Origin of the sequence: Geothrix fermentans DSM 14018 (assembly GCF_000428885.1) — a bacterium.
GTDB classification, from domain to species: domain Bacteria; phylum Acidobacteriota; class Holophagae; order Holophagales; family Holophagaceae; genus Geothrix; species Geothrix fermentans.
Genome location: NZ_KE386810.1, coordinates 93,181 through 120,031 on the forward strand (window position 1 = coordinate 93,181; position 26,851 = coordinate 120,031).

Genomic DNA, 26,851 nt, shown 5'->3' on the forward strand with positions numbered 1-26,851 from the left:
TGGCGTGTCATGGACTCCTCCCTTCCGCGCCCTCGATGGAGGCACTGGATAAGATGCGGAGATTGCAGGATCAGTGCCAGTCAACGTCCCGGGCTGCAAACGGATGAGGCGCGGTAGGCCGTTCGGATGAGGCTCCATCGCAAGGGCGCGCGCAGAGGCGCGGAACTGCGCTGCGCAGGATCAGGCCCGCCGCCCGGCGCCCATCTCGCGCAGCAGCGCGGCGGCGGCGGCCTTCGGATCCTCCGCCTTGAACACGGCATTGCCGGCGACGAGGCAGTCCGCGCCCGCGCGCACGAGGTCCGCGGCGTTCTTCAGGCCCACACCGCCGTCCACCTGGATGAGGAAGGGCACGCCGCGCTCCGCGCGCAGCGCGTCGAGGCGCTTCACCTTGTCCAGCACGCGGGGGATGAAGCTCTGGCCGCCGAAGCCGGGATTCACGCTCATGAGCAGCGCGAAGTCGAAATCGCCCAGGAGGTCCACCAGCGTCTCCACGGGTGTGCCGGGATTCAGCACCACCCCGGCCTTCCCCCCGGCCTGGCGGATCGCCGCCAGGGTGCGATTCAGGTGGGGATCGGCCTCCTGGTGGATGCTCACCCAGCCGGCGCCGGCCTTCACGAAGTCCGCAGCGTAGCGCAGGGGCTCGACGATCATCAGGTGGCAGTCCAGGGGCAGGTCCGTGGCCTTGCGCAGGCTCTCCACCACGGGCAGGCCGATGGTGATGTTCGGCACGAAGCGGCCGTCCATGACGTCCACGTGCACCACCTGGGCGCCCGCGGCCTCGATCATCCGCAGTTCCTCGCCCAGCCGCGTGAAGTCCGCGGAGAGCAGGGACGGGGCCAGCAGGGGGGAGGCGGGGCGGAGGCTCATGGGCCCAAGTATCCCAGACCAGGGCCGGGGATCTCCATGGCCGGAAGGGGAAGCCGCACCCGCCGGCCCGCTCCGGAATAACAGGAGTGCAGGATTCTGATCTTGGATTAAACTGGATAAATCCAGGTCAGGATTATTTTATGTCCCAGGTGTTTCATGGAAATACCTATGGAGCCGATGTAGCTCCCGAGCGCCTTTCCATCCTCTTCCAGCTCAGGGCGCTCCTCCTCCTCCTCCGGCCGGAGACTCAGGAGGAGTTCGAGCGGGACTGGAATTCGGCCGTGGCCGTGCGGGCCAAGGGCTACGCACCGCCCCGGCTCGTCCGCGTCCGGGCCCTGTCGGTCCCCACCGCCTGGGCCCTGGACAAGAACAGCGAGGAGACCGAGGAGTATGTCGAAGTGCTCCAGGCCGAGGAGTCCCAGGTGGAGCAGACCCGGTACATCCAGGAGATCCAGCTCCGGAAGCATGCACGGAGTCTTGAATCCGCCATGCACCGGGCCCGGACCTTCAGGGAGCTCGCCGTGCGCATGGAAAGGGAGGGGATCCGCCGGCCGGTCTACCTGGTGGATGTCGGCGCCTACGGCCTTCCGTACCGGATGTTCCGGTTCGACGGGCACCATCGCGCCATCTGCGCCAGATTCCTCGGCCTGGAGCGGGTCCCGGCCTATGTCTTCGAGGTGTCACCTCCGCTCCCGATGCCCTGAGCATCGGGTTCCAGGCGTCTCCGTGGGGACTGGCGCGCTTCAGCGCCCCAGGGGCACCTCCACCCCGTTCACCCACAGGCGGGCCGGCTTCACCTTGCGCAGGGCCTCTGGAGCGAGGGTGCCAAGGGGGACCTGGATCCACAGGAGGTCCGCCACGGCGCCCTTCTGGAGCGTGCCCATGTCCCGGGCCCGTCCCAGGGCCGCCGCATTGCCGGCGGTGTAGGCGCGGACGGCCTCGGGGCGGGTGAGCCGCTGGGCAGGCAGGAAGCCGCCGGGCGGGTTGCCGGCGGGGTCCTGGCGCGTCTCGGCGGCGGCGAGGCCCACGAAGGGATCCGGGTCCTCCACGGGTGCGTCGCTGCCGAAGGCCAGGAGGGCGCCGCCGTTCGCGAGGCTGCGCCAGGGGAAGGCCTCGTCCACGCGCCCGGGGCCCAGGCGTGCCGGCGTCCAGCTGTGGTCGGAGGTGCAGTGGACGGGCTGGACGCTGGCCACGACGCCGAGCTTCCCGAAGCGGGCGGCATCCTCGGCGGTGACGATCTGGGCGTGCTCGATGCGCGGAGGCAGGGCGCCCTTGCCCTTCTTCATGGCCTGGGCGATCAGGTCCAGCGCGGCGCGGTTCGCCGCATCGCCGATGGCGTGGATGGCAGGCTGGTAGCCAGCCCGCAGGGTGATGGAGACATCCAACGCCACCTTGGCGGGATCCGTGACCCAGAGCCCCTGCGTGGAGGGCTCGTCTGCGTAGGGCGCCAGGAGTCTGGCCCCACGGCTCCCCAGGGCGCCGTCCATGTAGAACTTCACGCCCTGCACCTGGAAGAAGGACAGGGCCTTCGCCCGGGGCTGCTTCAGCTCCCGGAGCATCAGGGCATGGTCGTGGTTCACGTAGGCGAAGACCCGGATGGGCAGGGCCCCCGCGGCGGCCAGACGCCGGTAGGCCGCCAGCTCGCGGGCGCCCACGCCCATGTCGGCCACGGCCGTGAACCCGTCGGCACGCAGGGCCGTGAGGCCGGCCTTGAGCCGCGCCTCCAGCTCGGCGGCGCTGGGCTCGGGAATGTGCTTCTCCACGAGCTGGACGGCGGCGTCCAGCAGGATGCCCGTGGGCCGGCCGCCGGCATCCCGGAGGATGCGGCCGCCCTGGGGATCCGGCGTCTTCGCGGTGATGCCCGCGAGGGCGAGGGCGGCGCTGTTCACCCAGGCGGCATGGCCGTCCACCCGCTGGAGGAAGGCGGGCCGGGGGCCCGTGAGGGCGTCCAGGTCCACGGCCCGGGGGAAGGCCTTGCCGGCCCACCGGTTCTGGTCCCAGCCTCGCCCCAGCACCCAGCCCTGGGGGTGCGCCGCGGCCCAGGCCCGGATGCGCTCCAGGGTGCCGGGCAGGTCCGCCGGGCCCGTGAGGTCCACCTTCCGACCCAGGGCGCCCAGGCCGCCCACGTGGGCGTGGCCCTCGATGAGCCCCGGCAGCAGGGTGCCCCCTGGGAGGTCCACCCGCTGGGCCTTGGGGTGGGCCTTGGCGAGGGTCTCCACAGGGCCCACCGCCAGGATCCGTCCCTTCCGGATGACCACGGCCTGGCCGTGCTGCAGCCCCTGGTCGGTCCACAGGTCGGCGCCCTGGATCAGGCGGTAGGAGGCGGGCGGGGCGGCGGGCGGCATCGGCATGGGCGGGTTCCCGGGTGTTCTGGAAGCATAGCTTCACGAGGATTCGCCCTGGAAGCCGACAGGTCCGTTCCCGGGTCGAGGGATCGTCCCGGCCCAGGGCTGAAGGACCGATCGGGCAGACGGTCCGGGCTACGGTTTGTAGAAAAACGCAATAAATCGAATATAAATTTATGTATTACATGTATTTGCCTGCTGGATTGGGTGACGGCAGTCACTGACGGTCCGGCGGGAATCACGGACAGTTGACCCTTGGGTAGTGAAAAAAGGAGGCGCGTGCCGCCCTGGACCGAAACCGCAGACTGGCTGGAATCCGATTCCGGCGCCTTCCTGGGCACCGGCCGGATGCCCCTGGGGACCGCCCCCTGGAGCGACCGGGAAGTCCGGGCGAGGCTGGTGGCCAGGGCCCGCTGGACCCTGCTGGCGGTCATCGGCCTCTACGGGCTGTTCGCGGGAGGCGTGTTCTCCGCCAGTCCCTACGGTTTCTTCCCCACCCGAGCCCAGTTGGTCTTCCTGGCCGGCTCCCTGGCCACCGTGGCGGCCTACAGCCTGGTGCTCCAGAAGGGCTGGTTCGGGGCGCGGGCCTTCCGCCACGCCGACCACCTCCTGGTCCTGCTGGACCTGGTCTTCATCACGGTCCTGATCCACCTCAGCGGGGGACCTTCAAGCTGGTTCTGGCCCGCGTACCTGATCGCCACCATGGAGGCGGCCTTCCTGCTGCCCCGGCGGCGGGATGTCTGGCTCATGGGCGCCGCGGGCGGGGCTATGCACGGCCTCATGCTGGCGGGGCACTACGCGGGGGCGCTGTCGCCGGTGGCCATGCCCTTCGTCCCCGATGCCCTCGGCGCCAACCCGCTCTACCTGGGCCTGGCCTGGTCCTGGGCGGCGATCCTGAATGCCGCCGTGGCCTTCATCATGGCGCGGCTCATGGCGGTCATCCGCTGGGACCACCGGGCGCTGGAGGTCCGCGAGGCCCAGCTGAGGCAGTTCGTGGACTCGGCCAACGACCTGATCGTCTGCCTCACGCCCGAAGGCCGCTTCCTCTACGCGAACCCCCTCTGGGTGAAGACCATGGGATCCGGCCTCCCGGACCTGGGAACCTCCAGCTTCTTCGATCTCATCGACCTGGACCATCGCGCCCGCGTGCTGAGGGAATTCGGGCGGGCCATGCTGGAATCGCGTGGAACGGCCATGGAGGCCGATTTCGTGACCCGGAACGGGGCCAGGGTCTCGGTGGAGGGCAGCATCGCCCCGACCCTCAAGGACGGACAGCCGAGGATGGTCTGGTGCATCTGCCGGGACGTGACCGCGCGGCGGCGGGCGGAGGAGCAGCTCTTCCACATGGCGCACTTCGACGGGCTGACGGGCCTGCCCAACCGGGCCTCCCTCGTGGAGAAGCTGGACCAGGCTCTGGAGGCCGCCCGGAGGGCCGGGCAGGGGCTGGCCGTGCTGTACGTGGACCTGGACCGGTTCAAGCTCATCAACGACACCCTGGGACACGCCGTGGGCGACGAACTGCTGTGCGAGGTGGCGAGGCGGATGCAGGGCGCGATCCGGGATGCCGACCTGGTCTCCCGCATCGGCGGGGATGAGTTCATCGTCACGCTGCGGGACGTCGGGGACCCCAAGGAAGCCTCCAGCCTGGCAGGAAGGATCCTCCGGCCACTGGCGCGCCCCTTCCAGATCGGGGGCCACGAGATCTTCGTGACCGCCAGTGTCGGCATCGCCATCTACGCGGGGGACGGCACCGGGAGCGAGTCCCTGGTGAAGAAGGCCGACATCGCCAAGTACCACGCCAAGAGCCGGGGCCGGAACAACCACCAGCTCTACCACCCGCGGATGGATGAGGATGCCGAGCGGCGGCTGGTGCTGTCCAACGGCCTGCGCCGCGGCCTCGAAGGCGGGGAGCTCCGCGTGTTCTACCAGCCGAAGATCGACGTGGACACGGGCCGGATGACCGCCATCGAGGCCCTGGTGCGCTGGGAGCACCCCGAGCTGGGCCTCCTTCCGCCCTCGGAGTTCATCCCGCTGGCCGAGGAGACCGGGCTCATCCTCCCGCTCGGAGAGTGGGTCCTGCGGGAGGCCTGCGGCCAGAACGCCCGGTGGCAGGCGCGGGGCCTGCGCCCCATGCGCGTCGGCGTGAACCTCTCCGGCTACCAGCTCCAGCAGGCGGGCATGGCCGCCTCCGTACGGCGGATCCTGGAGGAGACAGGGCTGGACCCGCAGTGGCTGGAGCTGGAGATCACGGAGACGGTGGTCATGCAGAACCCCGCGCTGGCCGTCGCCGTGCTGGAGGAGATCCGCGGCCTGGGCGTCCAGGTCTCCATCGACGATTTCGGGACGGGGCATTCCTCGCTCGCCCAGCTCAAGCGCTTCTCCGTCAACACCCTCAAGATCGACAAGTCCTTCATCCGCGATCTGGAGCACAACCCCACCGATGCGGCCATCGCCACGGCCATCATCGCCATGGGGGCCAGCCTCAACCTGCAGGTGGTCGCCGAGGGCGTGGAGACGGAGGGGCAGCTCTCCTTCCTCCGGAAGCACGAATGCCATGGGGCCCAGGGCTTCCTGTTCGCTCCCGCGGTGCCGCCGGAGGAACTCGCGGGCCTGCTGGAGCAGGAGGGCCCGGAGCCGGAGCTCGTCATGGTGACCTAGCTGGAACCCGCCGGGAGCCGCATTCCGGATGCTATGGTGGATTCCACGGAGGACCCATGTACCAGAAGGATTTCCTCGACCAGGTGCGCACTCAGCTCACGGCGCCGGAGGATCCCTCCAAGCTCCGCCAGCGGACCTTCGAGACCAGCTCGGGCATCCCGCTGAAGAACAGCTACACCCCGGCGGATCTCGCGGACCACGATCCCCTGCGGGACCTGGGCGCTCCCGGGAAGTTCCCCTTCACGCGCCACGTGCAGCCCACGGGCTACCGCGGCCGCCTCTGGACCATGCGGCAGTACGCGGGTTTCGCCACGGCGGAGGAGAGCAACGCGCGCTACCGCTACTTGCTGGAACAGGGCACCACGGGCCTCTCGGTGGCCTTCGACCTGCCCACCCAGATCGGCATGGATCCCGACCATCCCATGGCCCTGGGCGAGGTGGGCAAGGTGGGCGTCAGCATCAGCTCCATCCACGACATGCGCACCCTGTTCCGGGACATCCCCCTGGACAAGGTGACCACCAGCATGACCATCAACGCCCCGGCCTCCGTGCTGCTGGCGCTCTACCTGGCCGTGGCGGAGGAGCAGGGCGTCTCCTGGGACAAGGTGGGCGGCACCATCCAGAACGACATCCTCAAGGAGTACATGGCCCGCGGCACCTACATCTTCCCGCCGCGCCAGAGCCTGCGCCTCATCACGGACATCTTCGCGTTCTGCGCGGAGCAGGTGCCCAACTGGAACACCATCTCCATCTCTGGCTACCACATCCGCGAGGCGGGCTGCACCGCGGCCCAGGAAATCGCGTTCACGCTGGGCGATGGCATCGCCTATGTGCAGGCGGCGCTGGACGCGGGCCTGAAGTTGGAGTCGTTCGCGCCGCGCCTCAGCTTCTTCTTCAACGCCCACAACCAGTTCTTCGAGGAGGTGGCCAAGTTCCGCGCCGCCCGCCGCCTCTGGGCGCGGATCATGAAGGAGCGTTTCAAGACGGACGATGCAAAAAGCCAGATGTTGCGTTTTCACACGCAGACGGCGGGCAGCACGCTCACGGCGCAGCAGCCGGACAACAACATCGTGCGCACCACCGTCCAGGCCATGGCCGCCGTCTGCGGCGGCACCCAGAGCCTGCACACCAACAGCCGGGACGAGGCCCTGGCCCTGCCCACGGAGCAGAGCGCGATGATCGCCCTGCGCACCCAGCAGATTCTGGCCCACGAGTCCCGCGTGGCGGATGTGGTGGATCCCTTCGCGGGGAGCTACCTCATCGAATCCCTGACGGACGAGCTGGAGGCCCGCGCTTCCGCGCTGCTGGCCAGGGTGGACGAGCTGGGCGGCATGGTCTCGGCCATCGAGAAGGGCCTGCCCCAGCGCGAGATCCAGAACGCGGCCTACGCCTACCAGAAGGCCGTGGAGAAGGGCGAGCAGGTCGTGGTGGGCGTGAACCGGTTCGCCATCACCGGCGAAGTGGCGCCCGACCTCCTGCGGGTGGACGAAGCCCTGGGCGGGACCCGGCGGAGCCAGGTGGCCGCCGTGCGGGCGGGCCGGAACCAGGCCGCCACCACCGCGCGGCTGGCCGAGCTGGCCGCTGCGGCGGCGGGCACCGAGAACCTGATGCCGCGCATCCTGGCAGCCGTGAAGGCCGAGGCGACGGTAGGAGAAATCTGCGACACACTCCGGAATGTCTTCGGGGAGTACCAGGAGCGGCTGGTGCTCTAGGTCACTTAAAGGCCCAAGACATCTTGTGAGAGGCCCCATCCCAGGTACCCTTATTGCATTGCTGTGACCAACCCCGTCCCGCTCCCCGCGGGACCCCACCTCCGGAGGCACCATGCGCATCGCCACCCTCATCGCCGCCGCGGCGCTGATCTTCGCCGTTCCCGCCCAGGCCAAGATGCCTTGGGTCAAGAAGGCCCAGGAACTCGGCTTCGCCGATGTCAAGGACTGCAAGGCCTGCCACGTCGGCGCCCCCAAGAAGGGTGGCGAGATGTCCGCCCGCGGCAAGTTCCTGGAAGAGACCAAGGCCAAGAAGAAGGCCGCTGAGGTCGACCTCAACTGGCTGAAGGAATACAAGGGCAAGTGAGCCGCTGAAGCAGGCTCGCGAACTCGACCGGGCGGGGCAACCCGCCCGGTTTTTTCTGTACCTCCGGCCAGTAGTAGCAGGAGATTCCGACAAATGTCGGCACATTTATATGAATGAATACAAGCACTTGGACCGGACCTCTGGTCGTGACCTAGATCACCATCAGGTATCTTATTGGGAGGTAACCGCGCTAGGGTGATAGCCGACACGTGAGGTAGCTATGCGCCTGCTGTTTGTCGGTCTGCTTTCCGTATTCCTCTCAGCGGCGCCTCCTCCGGCGAAGGACTGCCTCGGCTGCCACGACCTCGACCTGGCCAAGTTTGCCACCACCACGCACGGCAGCATGGCCTGCACGGATTGCCACAGCAGCATCACGAAGCTGCCCCATGAGGACAAGCCGGCGCCGGTGAAGTGCGCCACCTGCCACGAGGACCAGGTCAAGGCCTACGCCAAGAGCGTGCACGGCGTGGCCAAGCAGAACGGGATGACCGACGCGGCCACCTGCGCCTCCTGCCATGGGCCCGCCCACGGCATCGTCCCCGGCTCCGATCCCGCCTCCAAGGTGGCCAAGCAGAACCTGGCGGACACCTGCGGCAGCTGCCACTCCAACCCCGACTTCGTCGCCAAGCACCAGATTCCCTTCGTGAAGCCCGTGGAGGCCTACCGCCTGAGCATCCACGGCCGCGAGGTGGCCAAGGGCAATGCCGGCGCGGCCTCCTGCTCCGACTGCCACGGCAGCCACGACATCCTGGCCTCGCGGGATCCCAAGGCGAAGGTGAACCGGGCCAACGTGGCCGAGACCTGCGGCGTCTGCCACAGCGACGTCCAGGCCGCCTACTCCGACAGCATCCACGGCCTGGCCCTCAAGCGCGGGTCCAAGGACTCCCCCACCTGCACTGGCTGCCACGGCGAGCACGAGATCCTGGCGCCTTCGGAGCCCGGGTCCCTGGTGAACGCCGCGCGCGTGTCCACCAGCACCTGCGGCCGCTGCCACGGGGATGAGCGCCTCAACACCCGCTACGGCTTCGGCGACAAGGTGCCCGCCTACCAGGACAGCTTCCATGGCCTCGCCGTCCGCGGCGGCGGGAAGTCCGCCGCCAACTGCGCCTCCTGCCACGGCGTGCACAACATCCTGCCCTCCTCGGACATCCGGTCCACGGTGAACCCCGCCAACCTGGCCCAGACCTGCGGCAAGTGCCATCCCGGCGCGGGGACAAAGCTCGCGGGAGCCCCCATCCATGTGCGCACCGCCACGATGACTGAGCACCTCTCCGTGCGCTGGATCCGGCTGGCCTACCTGGTCCTCATCCCCCTGACCATCGGGTTCATGCTGCTGCACAACTTCCTCGACTGGCTGGCCAAGCTGCGGCGGGGACCGCACCACGGCGCCACGCACGAGGGCTTCCCGCGCATGAACCGGACCTTCCGGCTCACCCACGGCCTGGTGATCGTGAGCTTCATCTCCCTGGTCGTCACCGGGTTCGCGCTGAAGTTCCCCGAGTCTGCCTGGGTGAAGCTCTTCCAGTCCTTCGACCCGGATTCCAGCCTCCGCGGCGTGGTGCACCGCATCGCCGCCGTGGTGATGATGGCGGGCACGGTGTTCCACTTCATCCACCTGGCCATCTCGAAGCGGGACCGCATCATCCTCGTGGAGCTGCTCCCCTCCTGGCAGGACGCCAAGGACATCCTCAACATGTTCCGGTTCAACCTGGGCCTGACCAGGGAACGCCCCACCTTCGGGATGTTCGGCTACCCCGAGAAGATGGAGTACTGGGCCTTCATGTGGGGCACGGTGGTGATGGCCGTGACCGGCGTGCTGCTGTGGGCCGAGAACTGGAGCCTGCGCCACTTCCCGAAGTGGGTGCTGGATGCGGCCACGGCGGCCCACTGGTACGAGGCCATCCTCGCCACGCTCTCCATCCTCGTCTGGCACTGGTACCTGGTGATCTTCGATCCCGACGTCTACCCCATGGATCTCGCCTGGCTGAACGGCAAGGCCTCCGCGGACCACATGCGCGAGACCCGGCCCGAGTACTACCGGAAGACCCTCGAGAAGCGCGGCGACTCCCAGGACCAGGCCTGACACCCCTTCGAGCCCCTACACCCCACCCCACCACCTCACAGGACCCGCCCCATGACTCCTCCTGCCTCCGACTCCCAGGGCTCCGCCGGCGCCAGGCCTGGCAGGCGCCTCCTGTTCGCCCTCCTCGCCAGCCTCCTCTTCGCGGTCGCGCCCATGGGCGCGGCCCCGGCCAAGCAGGCGGCGAAGGAGAGCTGCTTCGACTGCCACAGCGACAAGGACATGACCAAGGAGGCGAACGGGGTGAAGCGCTCGCTCTTCGTGGACGAGCAGCGATTCGCGGCCTCGGTGCATGGCTCCCTCTCCTGCCGGGACTGCCACGTCAAGCTCACCGACAAGCACCAGGAAGGCTCCGAGACCTACACCGACGTGAAGTGCGACGGGTGCCATTCCGAGCAGGCCAAGGTCTATGCGGGAAGCATCCACGGCGTGAGCCAGACCCTGGGGGCGACGGCGGCGGCCTATTGCCACGACTGCCACGGGAACCACGACATCGTCCCCGTGAAGCAGACCGACTCGCCGGTCCACAAGATGAACCTCTCGCAGACCTGCGCGAAGTGCCACGCCAACAGGAACCTCACCGACGAGTACAAGATGAAGTACCCGCAGGTGGCCTCCCAGTACCAGGAGAGCATCCACGGGAAGGCGCTGCTCGTGAAGGGGCTCATCGTGGCCCCCAGCTGCAACGACTGCCACGGCGTGCATGACATCAAGCGCAGCGTGGACCGGAGCTCGCCCATCAACCACGCCAACGTCGCCAAGACCTGCGGCAAGTGCCACGTCAAGGTCGAGGAGATCTACAACAAGAGCATCCACGGCCAGCTTCTGGCCAAGGGCGACCCCCGCGGCCCCGTGTGCGTCCAGTGCCACTCCGCGCACCAGATCGAGACGCCGGTGAACGGCCACTTCAAGTCCGGCAGCGACATGGTGTGCGGCAAGTGCCACGCGGACCGGCTCGAGCACTACCGCGACACCTATCACGGCAAGGCCATGGCCCTCGGCAAGGCCAACACCGCCAGCGCCGTGGCGGCCTGCTACGACTGCCACGGGCATCACGACGTGCTCAGGGCCTCGGACCCGAACTCGCATCTTTCCCAGGCGAACATCGTCAACACCTGCAAGCAGTGCCATCCGAAGGCCACGGTCAGCTTCACCAAGTACGCGCCCCATGCCAACCCCATGGACCGCAAGAACTACCCCGTGCTGCACTACGTCTTCCTGGTCATGACGACCCTGCTGGTGTGCACCTTCTCCCTGTTCGGCGCGCACACGCTCCTGTGGCTCTTCCGTTCGCTCTGGCTCTACCGCCACGACTCCAAGCAGTTCCGCGAGGCGAAGGCCAAGATCCAGGCGGACGACGAGCAGTTCACCCGCTTCCAGCCCTTCGAGCGGTTCCTCCACATCCTGGTGGTGACGAGCTTCCTGTTGCTGACCATCACCGGCATGCCGCTGAAGTTCTACTACACCGACTGGGCCAAGGCGATCTTCAGCTTCTTCGGCGGCGCCGACGTGGCCCGCACCCTCCACCACTTCGGCGCGGTGATCACCTTCACCTACTTCGTGCTGCACGTGAGCACCACCCTGAGCCACCTCTGGAAGAACCGCGGCTTCATGAAGGATCCCGAGACCGGCGCCTTCCGGTTCTCCCGGATCTTCAAGGCCATGGCCCACCCGGACTCCATGATCCCCACCAAGCAGGACGTGAAGGACTTCGTGGCCCACAACCGCTGGTTCTTCGGCAAGGGTCCGCGCCCCGAGTTCGACCGCTGGACCTACTTCGAGAAGTTCGACTACCTGGCCGTGTTCTGGGGCGTCTTCGCCATCGGCGTCTCGGGCCTGATCATGTGGTTCCCCGAGTTCTTCAGCCGCTTCATGCCGGGCTGGATGATCAACGTCTCGCTCATCGTCCACTCGGACGAGGCACTCCTGGCCGCCGGCTTCATCTTCACGGTCCACTTCTTCAACACGCACTTCCGGCTGGAGAAGTTCCCCATGGACACCGTGATCTTCTCGGGCCGCATTTCCAAGTCCGAGATGCTCCACGAGCGCAAGCGCTGGTATGACCGCCTGGTGTCCGAAGGCCGCCTGGACAGCTTCCGCGTCAAGGATGAGTGGGAGGCCTGGAAGGGCATCGCCCGCAGCGCCGGCTACATCTTCTTCGGCATCGGCCTCCTGCTGCTTGTCCTTATCATCTATGCCATGACTTCCCGCCTGGCCCACTGAGGCCAGGCCGGGCCCGGCGCGATACCCGCGCCCCACCCGCCCCCACCCCGACCCGTCACGGGTCCAAACCCAACCCCCGCAAGGAGCTCACATGCGACGCATCACCCTCCTCACCGCCGCGCTCATGCTGGCCCTGGCCCCCGTCGCCAGCGCCAAGCCCACCACCGTCAAGGGTGCCAAGTGCACCGCCTGCCACGAGGGCGCGCCCAAGGACAAGAAGTTCAACGCGGCCACCGTCAAGATGCTCGCGAAGTACAAGGAGGCCCAGTGCAAGGACTGCCACGGCTGGGCCGATGGCAAGCTGACCACCATCAAGAAGAAGTAGTTCCCTGCTCCAGAAACAAGATGGCGCCGGCAACCCGGCGCCATCTTGTTTCTGGAGGAAGTCAGAGCCCCAGCAGGGCGCGAGCCTCGATCTCGAGCTGATCGAGCTGGGCTTCGCCACTCCGGCTCTGGAGGTAGACCTTGAGCTTGGGCTCCGTGCCGCTGGGGCGGAAGGCGGCGAAGGCGCCGCTCTCCAGGCGGAACTTCAGGACGTTGCTGCGGGAGATGGGCAGGGCGATCGGGCGGTTGTCGGGACGATCCAGGATGGGCTCGGTGCGGCCTTCGCCATGCCAGAGGCCGGTCTGGAAGTCCTCCCAGCTGACGACCTTCTCGCCGCCCAGGGATTCCAGGCCCGCGGCCCGGATGCGGCCCATGGCCTCGGCAAAGCGCTTGGCGCCGCCCGGCCGCGGGTCCTCTAGGTTCACCAGGCGGTTCCGGAAGGTGCCCACCCGGGCCATGAGGGCCTCCACCGCCTCGAAGAGCGTCTGGCCCTTGGCCTTGTAGTGGCCGGCCATCTCCGCCACCACGAGGGCCGCGGTGACGCCGTCCTTGTCACGCAAGTCCGGGGGCAGCAGCATGCCGTAGCTCTCCTCGGCGCCGAAGGCGTAGGGCTCGCCCAGCTCCAGCAGCCGGTCCATGCACACCGCGATGTTCTTGAAGCCCGTGAGGGTCCAGACCACGGGCAGGCCGTGGTGGCGGGCCACCTCGGCCATGAAGTCGGAGGTGACCACCGTACTCACCACGGCGCCCTTCCGGCCCTTCTGGGTGCAGAGGTAGTCCAGGGTGAGGCCGGCCAGGTCGTTGCCCGACATGAGCTCCCAGGCGCCGTTCCGCTTGGCCACGACGCCGATGCGGTCTGCATCGGGATCGTTGGCCAGGATCACCTCGGCGCCCATGGCCTCGGCTTCCTCCAGAGGTGCCGCGTAGGCGGCCAGCTCCTCGGGATTGGGCCGCGGGGCCGTCGGGAAGGTGCCGTCCTGCACGCCCTGGCTGGGGCTGAGGATGAGGGGCAGGCCCGCGCGCTCGAAGAGGGCGGGCACGAAGGCCACGCCGGTGCCGTGGAAGGGCGTGTAGAGGATGCGGGCGGCTTCGAAGGCCTCGGGATGTTGGAGCAGGTCCTGGCCCATGGCCAGGTAGGCCTCCTCGACCTCCGCGGGGATGGGCTGGATGCGGCCCGCCGGCGCCACGGGGGGCTCGGGCACCAGGGGCAGGGTGGCCATGTGGGCCTCTACCTCCGCGTCCCAGGGCTCCACCACCTGGCCGCCTAGGTCGTTGTAGGCCTTGAAGCCGTTGTACTCCTTGGGATTGTGGCTGGCGGTGACGATGGCGCCGCAGGCGGCATCCAGGCGGCGCATGGCGAAGCACAGGAAGGGCGTGGGCAGGGGGCGCGTGCCGAGGAACACCTGGTAGCCCGCAGCGGCCAGGACCGCGGCGCTCTCGGCGGCGAAGACATCCGAGTTGATGCGCGTGTCGTAGCCCACCACGGCCACCTTCTTATCCGGGGCGCGGCGCTGGGCCACGGCCGCGAGGCCGAGGGTCGCCCGGCGCACGTTGGGCCGGTTCATACGGCGCAGGCCCGCGGCCATGAAGCCGCGCAGGCCGCCCGTCCCGAAGGCCAGGGGCTCGGAGAAACGGTCATCCAGCTCCGCCGCAGCCTTGGCATCCCCCGCCTCGGCCGCCTTGAGCAGGGGCTCCAGCTCCGCCCGGAGCTCCGGCTCCAGGTGGGGGAAGGCGAGGTAGGAGCGGGTGGCGTCAAGGCTCATGGATCATCCCTGAGAAACACTCCAGGATTGCAGATCAGGGCTGGGAGGTCGACCCGGCGGGCCTGCGGGCCACCACCTGCACCACGGCTCCAAGGCCCTGATGGTGGGCGCCTTCGCGGATGTCGCGCAGCAGCTCCCGGCCCACCTCCAGCTCCAGGCCGGGCAGGAGACCTCGCAGCTCGTCGAGGGTGTCGAGCAGGTCCGGCTCCTTCGGCCCGCCGGTGCCGTACTCCAGCTGGCGGGGTGTGTAGCCTTCCAGGATGAAGACGCCGCCGGGCGCGAGGGCCGCCGCGCAGCGCGGGTACAGCTCGCGCCGGAGGGCGGAGGGCAGGTGGCAGAAGATGGAGATGATGCCGCTCCAGGGGGTGGCTCCGAGGTCGAACGCTGCGAGATCAGCGACCTCGGTGGTGAGCGGCACGCCCCGGCTGGCGGCCAGGTCCCGCGCCCGGGCCAGGCCCACCGGCGACTGGTCCACGGCCGTGACCGCATGGCCCAGCGCGGCCAGATGCACGGCGTTGCGGCCCTGGCCCTCGCCCAGCCCCAGCACGGGGCCCGGGGGGATGCGCGGCGCCATCTCCCGCAGGAAATCGTTGGGCTCAGAGCCGTAGGTCAGCTCGGCTTCCGAATAGCGCGTGTCCCAGAATTCTCGTCCCATCAGGCGCCTCCCAGGGCGATGTCCTCCAGCAGCAGGCTCAGGCCGGCGCTGCTGCCGTACCAGCGCAGGTCGCTACCCAGGGCCACGATGCGGGTGAGGAAGTCCCGCAGGTTCCCGGCGAAGGTGAGCTTGTCCACGGGCTCGGCCAGCACGCCGTCGCGGATGCGGATGCCCGAAGCGCCCACGCTGAGATCGCCGCTGACGGGATCCACCGTGTGCAGACCCATGATCTCGGTGATCAGCACACCATTCCCCGCCAGACGGTAGAGGGCCTCGGGAGCGGTGCTCCCGGCCAGGGGGAAGAGGTTGAAGGTGGTGGCGCCGGGCTGGCTGCCGAAGCCGCGGCCGGCACTGGCCGTCGGAGCCTGGCCCAGCTCCGCGGCGGTCTTGAGGGTGTGGAGGTAGGTCTTCAGCACGCCGCCCTCCAGCAGCACGTTGCGGCGCGTGGGCAGGCCCTCGGCGTCCCAGGGCTCCGTGCCCAGGGCAGGACGGCCCGGAGCCTCGGGCAGGCGCCCGTCGTCCACGAGCGTGAGCAGCGGCGAGGCGATGGCTTCGCCCAGCTTCCCAGCGAAGAGGCTGCGGCCCTTGATCACGGCCTCGGCATCCAGCATGCCCGCCACGATGCCCAGCAGATCCACCGCCACTTCGGGGTGGAGCACCACGGGGTACTTTCCGGCGGGCAGCCGCTGGGGATGGAGCTTGCGCTCGCCTTTCAGGGCCGCCTCGGCCCCGATGGCCGAGAGGTCCAGGCCCGGCCGGCGGGCCACGTCCCAATGCCAGGCGGCCTGCCGTTCCTCGCCATCGGCCACGGCCAGCTCGATGGCCGCGGAGCAGCTGGACCAGGCATCCGGCGTGCGCACGTCCTTCTGGGTGAGCAGCAGGCTGGCGCCGGAACCGTCGCTCCAGGCTGCTTCCCGCACGGCGGCGACCTTCGGCGAGGCCTTGCGGGCCTCGGCCTCCAGTTCCAGGGCCCAGGCGATGCGCTGCTCGGGCGTGATGGCCTCGACGGATGGATCGAAGCGGCTGGGCAGGTCGTCGGTACCCTCGGGATCGGCCTGGCGCAGCCAGGGGTCCTCGTCCCCCAGGGCGCTCAGCTCCCAGGCCTGGGCGAAGAGGCCGCGGAAATCCGCCGCGGTGAGATCAGTGGTGGTGGCGAGGCCCGTGCGGTAGCCCTTGCCCCCGTTGCGGATGACACGCACGCCGAGGCCACCGCGCTTGCTGGTGGTCAGGTTCTCCAGGGCGCCGTTCTGCACCTTGGCCTTCCGGCTCCGGGACACGGAGACGAAGGCCTCGGCACCCTCCGCGCCCAGGCTCAGGGCGTGCCGGATGCCGTCCTGGAGACGAGACTCGAGGGTTTCGGGGATGAAGGTTCGGAACGGATCGATCATGTCAGGCTTCCTTCTCTAGGGCAGAGCGCAGGACCACCAGGGAGCGGGCATCGAAGGCCACGAGGGTGAGGGTCTGCGGGAGGTCGTGGACTGCCAGCCAGGCCCGGCAGGTGGCCACGGCGATGGCGGCGGCCCGCTCGGCGGGGAAGCCGTAGATGCCCGTGCTGATGGCTGGGAAGGCTACGCTGCTGCAGCCGTGGGCTTCGGCCAGGCGGAGGCTCTCCCGGTAGCAGGAGGCGAGGGCCCTGTCCTCACCCTGCTGCCCGCCGTTCCAGACCGGACCCACGGCATGGATGACGAACCGGGCCGACAGGCGATGGCCGCCGGTGAGCTTCGCCTGGCCCGGAGGGCAGCCTCCCAGGCGCCGGCATTCCTCCAGCAGGCCCGGCCCCGCGGCCCGGTGGATGGCCCCGTCCACACCGCCCCCGCCCAGCAGGCTGCGGTTCGCGGCATTCACGATGGCGTCCACGGCGAGGGTGGTGATGTCGGCCTGCACCACCTGCAGGCGCCCGGAGGTCAAATGACGCTCGGCAGGGGCTCGGCGGTGCCGCCCACGACGAGGGCGGGGCAGAGGATGGTTGGGAGGGCATCGCTGACGGGCACGCCCTGGCCGTCCTTACCGCAGGTGCCGATGTCGAAGTGGTGGAGGTCGCTGCCGATGCGGGTGAGGCCTCTCAGCACTTCGGGACCGCAGCCGCTGAGGGTGGCGTTCTTCACGGGGTACTTGGGTTCGCCGTTCTCCACCCAGTAGCCTTCGGTCACCTGGAACACGAAGTTGCCGGTGACCGTGTCCACTTGGCCGCCGCCCATGTGTTTCACGAGCAGGCCCCGGTCGAGATCCTTGAGGATGGCCTCGGGAGCCTCGCTTCCGGCGGCGAGGAAGGTGTTCCGCATGCGGGGGATGGGCAGGTGGCGGTAGCTCTCCCGGCGGCCGTTGCCCGTGGGCTCCGTGGCCATCTTCCGGGACGTCTTGCGCGACTGCAGGTAGGCCTTGAGCACGCCATTCTCGATGAGCACCACGCGGCTCACGGGGTTCCCCTCGTCGTCGATGGCCTGGCTGCCGCGCTTGTGGGGCAGGGTGCCGTCGTCGATGATCGTGACGCCCTCGGCGGCCACCTTCTGGCCCAGCTTGCCCGCGAAGGCGGACATGCCCGCGAGCGCGAGGTCGGCCTCCAGGCCGTGTCCGCAGGCCTCGTGGATCATGGTGCCGCCGGCGGAGCTGCTGAGCACCACGGGGAAGGTTCCGGCCGGGGCGGGCTGGGCGTCCAGGGCCTGCATGGCCAGGCGCACGGCCTCCTTCACCGTGCGGGCCACGGCCTCGTCCGTGAACAGCTCGAAGCCGCGGGTCTCGCCCAGGGCCTGGTAGCCGGTCTGGAGCTGGGTGCCGTCGCCGGCGGTGACGTTGGCCCGGAGCACGCCCTGGGTGCGGTGGTCCTCCGTGAGGCGGCCCGTCCAGCTTCCACCTTCACGTTCGGCGGCGGCGATCCACACGCGCTGGGTGTTGTCGCCGTAGCCCACGGATACCTGCTTCAGGGCGCCGGGACGCAGGACCTCGGCCTCGGTCCGGGCCAGGGCCTCGGCCCGGCGGACCAGGGCCACCTTCTCGTCCAGGGGCACGCTGCCCGGATCGCGCTTCACCGGGCTGGGCGTCGGGTGGACCTCCAGCGTCAGGGCGGGGATGGGGGCCGCCGTGCCGATGCCGGGGGCCGCCAGGGTGCGCGCGGCCTCCAGCAGCTCCTCGAAGGCCGGGGCGATCAAGTCGGCAAAGCGGGTGGTTTCTCCGTCGATCAAGCGCAGGCTGGCTCCGAAGGTCTCCGAGGCCAGCACGTCCTCCATGCGGCCGTCGTCCATGCCCAGCGCATGGGCCCGGCGGCGCTCCACGAAGGCTTCGCCATAGTCCCCGCCGCGGCTGAGGAGGGCGGTGAGGACGTCGCGGAGCTGTTCGGGGGTGAAGGGTGCGGGCATCGGGGCTCTCCACGTCCGCGCGCGGCGGACCCTCCAGTTTGACAGAAGGGCCGCCTCGGCTCCCGCGAGGATCCCGGCCAGGTCCCTCCCGTCGTTGGGGATCACCAAGTCCGCATGGAGGGCACGCTCGGGAGCCGATGCCTGGGCCCGCAGCCGCGCCAGAGCCGTCTCGCGGGGCATCCCATCCCGGGCGGCCAGGCGTTCGAGGCGCAGGTCCTCCGGGGCGTCCACGGTCCAGAAGGCGTCGAAGTGATGGGCCCTTCCGGTCTCCACCCACAGGGCGGCGTCCAGCACGGCCCCCCGGGTGTCCGGGGGAAGGGCCGCGAGGCGGGCGGCCTGGAGGGCCTCGATCCGCGGGTGGAGGATCGCGTTCAACCGGGCCCGCGCCGCACCGTCCGCGAAGACATGGCCGGCCATCCAGGCCCGGTCGAGGCTCCCGTCCCGCAGGAGGCAGCCCGGGCCGAAGGCCTCGACCACCGCCGCCAGGCCCTCGCTGCCCGGTTGCACCACCTCCCGGGCCAGGGCATCCGCATCGATCACCGCCCAGCCCCGTGCCGCCAGCAGGTTCGCCACATGGCTCTTCCCCGCCGCGATGCCGCCGCTGAGGCCGAGGAGGGGGAAGGGGGGCGCTGGAAAGGTTCCGTCCATGGGACTGTATGGTGCCCCCGCTCCGGCATCCATGCATGGAAGGATTGGCGGTGGGGCTACCCGGAGTCAGGCCGATCTGTTCAACGGCCTCCACCCCCTCTACACTGGACCCTTGAAACGATTCAACCTGAGGCTCCATGAAAGACGCGACTCCCGAACAGGCCATGGATCTGTCCCAGCTGGAAAAGCCGGTGCTCGAGCTGGAGGCCCAGATCCGGGCCATGGAGATGGATCCTTCCCAGGCGAAGGAGCGGGAGAAGCTGGAGAAGAAGCTGGAGAAGCTGAAGTCCGAGCTGTTCACGAACCTCACGGACTGGCAGCGGGCCCAGCTGGCGCGGCATCCCAAACGCCCCTACACCCTGGACTACCTGGAGCGCATCTGCGAGCGCTTCGAGGAGTTGCACGGCGACCGCCGCTTCGGCGACGACGCGGCCATCGTGGGCGGCATGGGCTGGATCGAGGGCAATCCGGTCATGATCATCGGCCAGCAGAAGGGCCGGGACACCAAGCAGAAGATCCTCCGCAACTTCGGCATGCCCAAGCCCGAGGGCTACCGCAAGGCCCTGCGCCTCATGAAGCTGGCCGAGAAGTTCCAGCGGCCCGTCCTCTGCCTCATCGACACGCCGGGCGCCTACCCGGGCGTGGACGCCGAGGAGCGCGGCCAGGCCGAGGCCATCGCCCGCAACCTCCTGGAGATGGCCAAGCTCGAGGTGCCCGTGGTGGCCGTGGTGCTGGGCGAGGGCGGCAGCGGCGGGGCCCTGGCCCTGGGCGTGGCCGACCGCGTGCTCATGATGGAGAACGCCATCTATTCCGTGATCTCGCCCGAGGGTTGCGCCTCCATTCTCTGGAAGGATGCCACCCAGGCCCCCAAGGCCGCCGCGGCCCTCAAGCTCACGGCTCCGCATCTGCTCGACCTCGGCGTCATCGATGGCATCGTGAAGGAACCCCTGGGTGGCGCCCATTCGGATTTCGACGCCGCGGCCGCAGCGCTCAAGGAGGCTGTCATCGAGGCCTTCTCCGAGTTGTCCGAGCTGTCCGCCGAGCAGCTGGTGGAGGAGCGGTACCAGAAGTTCGCCCGCATGGGCAGCGTGGGCTGAGATGGAGGCCAAGAGCTGGCGCCTCCGCCGGGAGATCCCGGCGGGTCCGGCGCCCTGGAGGGCCCTGACGGCGGCCTGGGGGCTGGAGCCGCGCCTGGCGCGGCTGGCCTGGATGCGGGGCGTGGACCGGCCCGAGGGACTGGCCTGGCGGCTGGAGGCCGCCTGGACGCGCAGCACGGACCCCCACCTGCTGCCGGGCGTGAACGCGGCCGTGGTCCGCATCCGCCGCGCTGTCGAGGCCCGCGAGCGCATCGTGGTCTACGGCGACTACGACGTGGACGGCGTCACCGCGACGGCCCTGCTGGTGCGGGCCCTGGAGCGGATCGGCGCGGAGGTCTCCTTTTTCATTCCCAACCGATTCTCAGACGGGTATGGCCTGCACCTGGACTGCATCCGCGAGCTGAAGGAGATCCGGGATCCCGGGCTTCTCGTCTCCGTGGACTGTGGCGTGCGCAGTGTGGATGAGGTGAAGGCCAGCGCGGAGCTGGGCCTGGACTGGGTGATCACGGACCACCACGCCCTGGGCGCGGAACTGCCGCCGGCATGCGCCGTGGTGCATCCCCACCTTGACGGCTACGCCAACCCCTTCCTGGCGGGTGTGGGCGTGGCCTTCAAGCTGGCCCAGGCCCTGCTCGGGGCCGTGCCCCATCCCACCGGGGCCGACGCGGCCTTCCTGGACGGGATGCTCAAGCTGGTGGCCATCGGCACCGTGGCGGACGTGATGCCGCTGGTGGACGAGAACGCCCTGCTGGTACGCCGGGGGCTGGACTCCCTGGGCGGGAAGAACGGGCCCGGCCTGGCGGCCCTGCTGCGGGCCGCGAAGAAGGAGGGCGCCCTGGGCGGCCAGGACATCGCCTTCGGTCTCGCGCCGCGGCTCAATGCGGTGGGCCGCATGGGTGGGGCCGAGGACGCCGTGCGCCTGCTGCTGACCCGCGATGCCACTGAAGCAGAGGCCCTGATGGCCCGCGTCGAGGCCCTCAACCAGGAGCGCCGTGCCATCCAGGAGGACCTGGCGGCCCGCCTGCCGCGCCCGGATGGGGCGGCCTTCGACCTGGTGCTGGATCCGGCGGCCCACAAGGGCGTCATCGGCATCGTGGCGGGCCACCGCATGCGCGCCACTGGCCGGCCCGCAGGCGTCTGCACGGTCATCGACGGGGTCGCCCACTGCAGCCTGCGCGCCCCGGAGGGCTACGACCTGGGCGGTCTGCTGGCCCTGGCCCAGCCCTTCATCCTGGGCGGCGGCGGCCACCGCGCGGCGGCGGGCCTCAGCTTCGAGGCCTCCCGCCTGGCCTTCGTGCGCCAGGCCCTCCAGCGGGGCGCGGCGGAGCAGGCCGCGGGCCGGGAGATCCCGCCCCTGCTGGTGGATGGGGGCCCGGCGGACCTCCCGGAGGACGAGGGGCTGGCCCGCCTGGAACCCTTCGGCCAGGGCTTCGCCCCCCCCCTGGCGCGCCTGGAGGGGACCGTGTCGTCCTCGTCGGCTTTCGGGGCGGACCACTGGAAGCTGCGCCTCGCGGGGGTCCCCGATCCCCTCACCTGGTTCGCCAACCGCGACCGGCCCCCGCAGCCGGCCGCAGGCCAGCGGCTCCACGTGGCCGCGGCGCCCCAGGGCAGCGCCCGCTGGGGGCGCTCCTGGCTGGTGGACACCCTGCTGGGGGAGGGCGCCCCATGAAGGCGCTGGCCCTGCTCCATGACCTGCCGCCCGCCCGGCATCCGCTCTGGCGGCGCCTGGGCTGGGCCATGGTGGCGGGCATCCTCGGCCTCACCCTGCGCTTCCTGATGGTGGGCGGCGAGAGCATGCCGCGCACGGTGGGTGGCGATCCCCTCTTCGGCGAAGGCACCAAGGGCAACGTGGGCACCCTCACGGAGCAGATGGGCCCCAACCGCATGGTGCTGGCCTACCGCACCATCGAAGGTTCCGAGGAGGACCTGAAGCTGGAGACCGTCACAGGCCACCTGGAGGAGGCCACGGGGCAGTGGCGCATGCTGTCGCCCAAGGCCCGCCGCCAGGCTGGCGTCTGGACGCTCCAGGGGCCCCTGGATCTGGAGGTGGCCGACCCCGGAACGCGGGCCCTGCTGGGCAAGGGGCGCGTGGAGGATGCCGGGCCCGCCCTCCGCTGGGCCGGCGGCGAGTGGGAGGGACTGGCCCCGTTGCGGTGGGAGACCCTGGAGGGGTCCACCCGGGGCACCTGGCACCTGCCCGCAGGCTGGCGGCGAGAAACCGAAGGGCGGTTCCGCGTGGACCGGGGCCCCGTGCGCTGGCAGGCTCCGGCGCCCGGGACCGTCCCCGCGGCCACGCTCCAGGCCATGGAGGCTGAGCGGCTCTGGGCCATGCCCGGCTTCCAGACGGGCCACATGGAGGGCGTGAAGGCCCGCCTCGCGGAGGGCTCCCTTCAGGCCTCGGTGGCGGACCTGACTCCGGAGACGGTCATCTGGCCGGGCCCCCTGGCCTTCGAACGCGCCGACGGCTGGCACGGCGACGCCAAGGGAGGCGTGGCGCCGCGCCCCGCCCCGGGCGCCACCTTCCAGCAGGTGGAACTCCGGACCTTCCATGCCCGCCGGGCCCTGCCCGCAGGCGAGGAGCGCCTCTCCACGGACGGCGCCCGGTGGACGCCCGCGGGCCTTCGCCTGGAGGGCAGCGTGGTATGGGACCAGCCCCTGGACGGCCAGCGCCTCACGCTCAGGGCCCCGCGCGTGCTCATGCGGGAGGGGCCGGGCGGCGACCTGCCCCAGTCCCTGCCCGTGGGGCATGCGGTGGCGGAGGGCCAGGCCGTCCTCACCTGGGGCCGCCGCAACCTCGCCTCGCCTCGCATCCAGGTGGAGCGGGCCACGCGGCGCTGGAAGCTCCAGGCGCCGGTGCTGGGCCGCGGCGAGGACGGCACCTTCAGCGGCGGGGCGGGGCAGGGGGATCCCCGCGCCTGGACCATCGAGGGGCCCGTACAGGTGAACCTGTTCTCCGGGGGCAGCCTCCGGGGGGCGAAGCTCATCTGGGAGGATACGCTCTGGACGCTCACGGGCCGTCCGGCGGCCTGGAGCCGGCTGCGCGAGCGCCTGTCCGGCCCCCGCATCGTCCGGAAGGGCGAGGCGGTGAGCTTCCCTGAAGGATTGAGCGGCACCCTGGCGGCCGCGGACGGGGACCTCTTCCTGCGCGCGGAGCGGGGCCAGAGCGAAGGGCAGAAGATCCTCCTGACCGGCGGCGTGGACTGCCAGGGCCAGGGCTGGCGGCTGGCGGCGGACTCGGTGACCGTCACAGTGGGGCCGGACCGCACGGCGAAGGTCATCCAGGCCCAGGGTGCCGTCACCCTGCGGGGCCGCCTCGGCGAAGGCCAGGGCGAGGCCCTGGACCTCGAGCCGGGCTCCCAGACCGTCAAGTGGCAGGGACGCGTGCGGGGCAAGGGGGCCGGTCCAGGCTGGTGAAGCCTCAAACGATCTGGGGCATGATGGTGGAAACCCTCGTATCAGGAGGCACCATGCTGCGATCCCTGTCGCCTCTGGCTGTGCTGCTGGCCGCCGTGCCGGTCCTCGCGGCCCCCCCGGCCAAGGCCCCTGTGAGCGCCAAGGCGGCGGAGCGTGCAGAGTCGCCGCTGGCGGACCTCCCCTTCCGGAACCTGGGGCCGGCGGTCAATTCGGGCCGCGTGGGCGACATCGCCGTCGATCCGCGCAAGCCGGATACGTGGTACGTCGGCGTGGCCTCCGGCGGCGTGTGGAAGACCGTGAACGCGGGCACCACCTGGACCCCCCTCTTCGACAAGGAGGGCTCCTTCTCCATCGGCTGTGTCACCGTGGATCCCCACGACCCGAACACCGTGTGGGTGGGCACCGGCGAGAACAACTCCCAGCGGTCCGTGGCCTATGGCGACGGCGTCTACCGCAGCCTCGACGGCGGCAAGCACTGGGAGAACATGGGGCTCAAGGCCAGCGAGCACATCGCGAAGATCCTGGTGGATCCCCGCGACGGCAAGGTGGTGTACGCCGCAGCCCAGGGTCCCCTGTGGAAGGAGGGCGGTGAGCGCGGCCTCTACAAGACCACCGATGGCGGCAAGACCTGGAAGGCCGTGCTGACCGTGGACGTCCACACGGGCGTGACGGATGTGGTGATGGATCCCCGCAACCCTGAGGTGCTCTACGCGGCCACCTATCAGCGGCGCCGCCACGTCTGGGGCATGCTGGATGGCGGTCCCGGCAGCGCCATCCACAAGAGCCTGGACGGCGGCCAGACCTGGACGAAGCTCACGGAGGGCCTGCCCAAGGAGGATATGGGTCGCATCGGCCTGGCCGTGCCCCTCGGCGAGCCGGACACCGTGTACGCCACCATCGAGGCGGCCAACAAGGCCGGGGGCTTCTTCCGCAGCCTCGACGGTGGCCGCACCTGGGAGCGCCGCAACGAGCAGGTCTCCGGCAGCGCGCAGTACTACCAGGAGCTGTTCTGCGATCCGAAGGATCCGAAGCGCGTCTATTCCATGGACACCTGGATGCAGGTGACCGAGGACGGCGGCAAGACCTGGCGGCGCGTGGGCGAGACCTCCAAGCACGTGGACAACCACGCGCTGTGGATCGATCCCGCCAACACCGAGCATCTCATCGCCGGCTGCGACGGCGGGGTGTACGAAAGCCGCGACCGGGGTGCCACCTGGGAGTACAAGGCCAACCTGCCGGTCATGCAGTTCTACCGCGTGGCCGTGGACAACGCCCGGCCCTTCTACACGGTGTACGGCGGCACCCAGGACAACTACTCCCTGGGCGGGCCCAGCCGCACCCGGAACTTGCATGGCGCCGTCAACCTCGACTGGTTCGTGACCCAGGGCGGCGACGGCTTCTACAGCCAGGTGGATCCCGACGATCCCAACACGGTGTACTCCGAGAGCCAGTACGGCGGGCTGGTGCGCTACGACCGGCGGACCGGCGAGCGGGTGGAGATCCAGCCCCAGCCCGCGCCCGGCGAGGATCCCTTCCGCTGGAACTGGGACGCGCCGCTGATGCTCAGCCCCCACAACGGGAAACGCCTCTACTTCGCGGCCCAGAAGCTCTTCCGCAGCGATGACCGGGGCGACAGCTGGACCGCCGTGAGCCCCGATCTCACGCGCAAGATCGACCGCAGCCGCCTGAAGATCATGGACAAGGTGTGGAGCGTCGATGCGGTGGCCCGGAACACGTCCACCAGCTTCTTCGGGAACATCGTCTCGCTGACGGAGAGCCCGAAGGCCGAGGGCCTGCTCTACGTGGGCACCGATGACGGTCTGCTGCAGGTGAGCGAGGACGGCGGGAAGGCCTGGCGCAAGCTCGACCGCTTCCCCGGCGTGCCCGACCTGACCTACGTCTCCTGCCTCTCGGCGAGCCCCCACCTGGCCGGTACGGTGTACGTGGCCTTCGACAACCACAAGACCGGCGACTTCCATCCCTACCTGCTGCGCTCCAGGGACCGGGGCCGCACCTGGGAATCCATCGCCGCGGGCCTGCCCGAGCGCGGCAGCGTCTACACCGTGCGCGAGGATCCCGCCCGGGAGGGCCTGCTCTACTGCGGCACCGAGTTCGGCCTCTTCTTCAGCCTCGATGCCGGCCAGTCCTGGACGAAGTTCGCGAAACTGCCCACCATCGCCGTGAAGGACCTCGCCATCCAGGCCAGGGAGGGCGACCTGGTGGTGGCCACCTTCGGACGCGGATTCTATATCCTGGACGACCTCACGCCCCTGCGCGAGGCGAAGCCCGGGGACTTCACCGCAGAGGCCCACCTCTTCGGCCTGCGGCCCGCCCAGGCCTACATCCAGGCCGTGCCCCTCGGCGGTCCCGGGAAGTCCTTCCAGGGCGACTCGCTCTACCTCTCGCCCAACCCGCCCTTCGGCGCCGTGTTCACCTACCACGTGAAGGCCGAGCCGAAGGCGCTGGGCAAGCAGCGCCGGGAACGGGAGAAGGAGGCCGCCAAGGCCGGCCGCGATCCCGTCCTCCCGACCTGGGACGACCTGCGGGCCGAGGACCGGGAGATCTCCCCGGCGGTGGTGCTGACCATCGCGGCGGCGGACGGCCAGGTGGTGCGGCGTCTCGCGGCGAAGCCCGGGAAGGGGCTTCAGCGCGTGGCCTGGGATCTCCGCCTCCAGGATCCGGGGCCCATCCGGCTGAAGGAGCCCGCCGAGCGGGATCCCTGGGACTACGGCGCCCGGGGCGCCCTGGCGGCCCCGGGCCGCTACCAGGCCACCCTCGCCTTCCAGGTGGATGGTGTGCTGAAGCCCGTGGCGGAGCCCGTGACCTTCGAAGTGAAACCCCTCGACGCCGACCGTCTCGCGCCGGCGCAGTGGGCGGAGTACAGCGCCTTCTGCGCCCGCATGGGCGAGATCCAGCGCCGCGCCATGGGCGCCTCTGAGCATCTGGGCGAGGCCCAGAACCGGCTCGACTTCGTGCGGAAGGCCCTCCTGGAGACGTCCGCGGCCGAGGCTGCGCTGCTCGACCGGGCCCGGACCCTCCACCGCGAGCTGAAGGACCTGCGCAGCCTCCTCAGCGGCGACGCCACGGTGGCCAGGTACCAGGAACCCACGGCCCCCGGCATCCTCGGGAGGGTCCGCGAGGTGACCGGCAGCGTCTGGGCCACCACCCAGCTGCCCACCGCCACCCAGCGCCAGAACCTGGCCTGGGCCGAGGAGGGTCTGAAGGGCTTCCAGGTCCGCTTCGACGCCGCCCTGGCCGCCCTCAAGGCGCTCGAGGACGCCCTGGAATCCGCCAAGGCTCCATACACGCCGGGCCGGCCCGTCCGCTAGGTTTTTTGCGCGCGCGCCG

General features: G+C 70.0%; 18 protein-coding genes. 11 read left to right on the forward strand and 7 right to left on the reverse strand.

Annotated elements, in window-relative coordinates:
* Positions 1-180 precede the first annotated feature (180 nt).
* The gene (gene rpe / locus G398_RS0110945) at positions 181-867 is read right to left on the reverse strand and encodes a ribulose-phosphate 3-epimerase (protein ID WP_026853613.1); all 687 of its coding nucleotides are present in this window, start codon (positions 865-867) and stop codon (positions 181-183) included.
* Positions 868-1,007: 140 nt separating this feature from the next.
* Between rpe and G398_RS0110950 the strand changes: the two genes are divergently transcribed.
* A complete protein-coding gene (locus G398_RS0110950) occupies positions 1,008-1,571 on the forward strand; it encodes a ParB N-terminal domain-containing protein (protein WP_026853614.1) in 564 nt (187 codons plus the stop codon).
* A gap of 39 nt (positions 1,572-1,610) precedes the next feature.
* On the opposite strand, the gene G398_RS17910 is transcribed toward G398_RS0110950, so the two are convergent.
* Positions 1,611-3,218, reverse strand: coding sequence for an amidohydrolase (locus G398_RS17910; RefSeq protein WP_052571846.1), 1,608 nt, complete (start codon positions 3,216-3,218; stop codon positions 1,611-1,613).
* A gap of 273 nt (positions 3,219-3,491) precedes the next feature.
* On the opposite strand from G398_RS17910, the gene G398_RS0110960 reads away from it, so the two are divergent.
* From G398_RS0110960 to G398_RS0110985, 6 genes are all read left to right on the forward strand, one after another.
* On the forward strand, positions 3,492-5,870 hold the full coding sequence (locus G398_RS0110960; RefSeq protein ID WP_052571847.1) for a putative bifunctional diguanylate cyclase/phosphodiesterase: 2,379 nt from the start codon (positions 3,492-3,494) through the stop codon (positions 5,868-5,870).
* Positions 5,871-5,926: 56 nt separating this feature from the next.
* Positions 5,927-7,582: an acyl-CoA mutase large subunit family protein gene (locus G398_RS0110965; RefSeq protein ID WP_026853616.1), complete on the forward strand. Its 1,656-nt coding sequence runs from the start codon at positions 5,927-5,929 to the stop codon at positions 7,580-7,582.
* 112 nt (positions 7,583-7,694) lie between these two features.
* Positions 7,695-7,946, forward strand: coding sequence for a hypothetical protein (locus G398_RS0110970; protein ID WP_026853617.1), 252 nt, complete (start codon positions 7,695-7,697; stop codon positions 7,944-7,946).
* Between the two features lie 220 nt (positions 7,947-8,166).
* Complete coding sequence (locus tag G398_RS17915) at positions 8,167-10,029, forward strand: cytochrome b/b6 domain-containing protein (protein ID WP_052571848.1); 1,863 nt, start codon at positions 8,167-8,169, stop codon at positions 10,027-10,029.
* A 51-nt stretch (positions 10,030-10,080) separates the two neighbouring features.
* The gene (locus G398_RS17920; protein ID WP_052571849.1) at positions 10,081-12,249 is read left to right on the forward strand and encodes a cytochrome b/b6 domain-containing protein; all 2,169 of its coding nucleotides are present in this window, start codon (positions 10,081-10,083) and stop codon (positions 12,247-12,249) included.
* A gap of 91 nt (positions 12,250-12,340) precedes the next feature.
* Positions 12,341-12,574: a cytochrome c3 family protein gene (locus tag G398_RS0110985; protein ID WP_026853618.1), complete on the forward strand. Its 234-nt coding sequence runs from the start codon at positions 12,341-12,343 to the stop codon at positions 12,572-12,574.
* A 61-nt stretch (positions 12,575-12,635) separates the two neighbouring features.
* Here the strand turns inward: G398_RS0110985 and G398_RS0110990 are convergent, their stop codons facing one another.
* From G398_RS0110990 to coaE, 5 genes are read right to left on the reverse strand one after another with little or no spacing between them, the layout of a single operon-like run.
* Complete coding sequence (locus G398_RS0110990) at positions 12,636-14,336, reverse strand: phospho-sugar mutase (RefSeq protein WP_026853619.1); 1,701 nt, start codon at positions 14,334-14,336, stop codon at positions 12,636-12,638.
* Between the two features lie 34 nt (positions 14,337-14,370).
* Complete coding sequence (locus tag G398_RS0110995) at positions 14,371-14,991, reverse strand: SAM-dependent methyltransferase (RefSeq protein WP_026853620.1); 621 nt, start codon at positions 14,989-14,991, stop codon at positions 14,371-14,373.
* Positions 14,991-16,379: a TldD/PmbA family protein gene (locus G398_RS0111000; RefSeq protein WP_026853621.1), complete on the reverse strand. Its 1,389-nt coding sequence runs from the start codon at positions 16,377-16,379 to the stop codon at positions 14,991-14,993. The genes G398_RS0110995 and G398_RS0111000 overlap by 1 nt, the downstream gene beginning before the upstream one ends.
* A gap of 1 nt (position 16,380) precedes the next feature.
* Positions 16,381-16,899, reverse strand: coding sequence for an O-acetyl-ADP-ribose deacetylase (locus G398_RS0111005; RefSeq protein WP_211229078.1), 519 nt, complete (start codon positions 16,897-16,899; stop codon positions 16,381-16,383).
* Entirely contained in the window at positions 16,896-18,992 is a 2,097-nt protein-coding gene (gene coaE, locus G398_RS0111010) for a dephospho-CoA kinase (protein ID WP_211229079.1), read from the reverse strand. Before coaE ends, G398_RS0111005 begins: the two co-directional genes overlap by 4 nt.
* 164 nt (positions 18,993-19,156) lie before the next feature.
* Here coaE and G398_RS0111015 point away from each other — a divergent pair, with 164 nt between their 5' ends.
* Genes G398_RS0111015 through G398_RS0111030 form a run of 4 tightly spaced genes read left to right on the forward strand, consistent with a single transcriptional unit; the run spans position 19,157 to position 26,832 of the window.
* Complete coding sequence (locus tag G398_RS0111015; RefSeq protein ID WP_026853624.1) at positions 19,157-20,089, forward strand: acetyl-CoA carboxylase carboxyltransferase subunit alpha; 933 nt, start codon at positions 19,157-19,159, stop codon at positions 20,087-20,089.
* Position 20,090: 1 nt separating this feature from the next.
* Positions 20,091-21,758 carry a single-stranded-DNA-specific exonuclease RecJ gene (locus G398_RS17925; protein ID WP_052571850.1) on the forward strand — a complete coding sequence of 556 codons (1,668 nt, stop codon included), beginning with the start codon at positions 20,091-20,093 and terminating at the stop codon, positions 21,756-21,758.
* Positions 21,755-23,503: a hypothetical protein gene (locus tag G398_RS0111025; protein ID WP_026853625.1), complete on the forward strand. Its 1,749-nt coding sequence runs from the start codon at positions 21,755-21,757 to the stop codon at positions 23,501-23,503. The genes G398_RS17925 and G398_RS0111025 overlap by 4 nt, the downstream gene beginning before the upstream one ends.
* A gap of 53 nt (positions 23,504-23,556) precedes the next feature.
* Positions 23,557-26,832, forward strand: coding sequence for a WD40/YVTN/BNR-like repeat-containing protein (locus tag G398_RS0111030; RefSeq protein WP_026853626.1), 3,276 nt, complete (start codon positions 23,557-23,559; stop codon positions 26,830-26,832).
* Positions 26,833-26,851 lie beyond the last annotated feature (19 nt).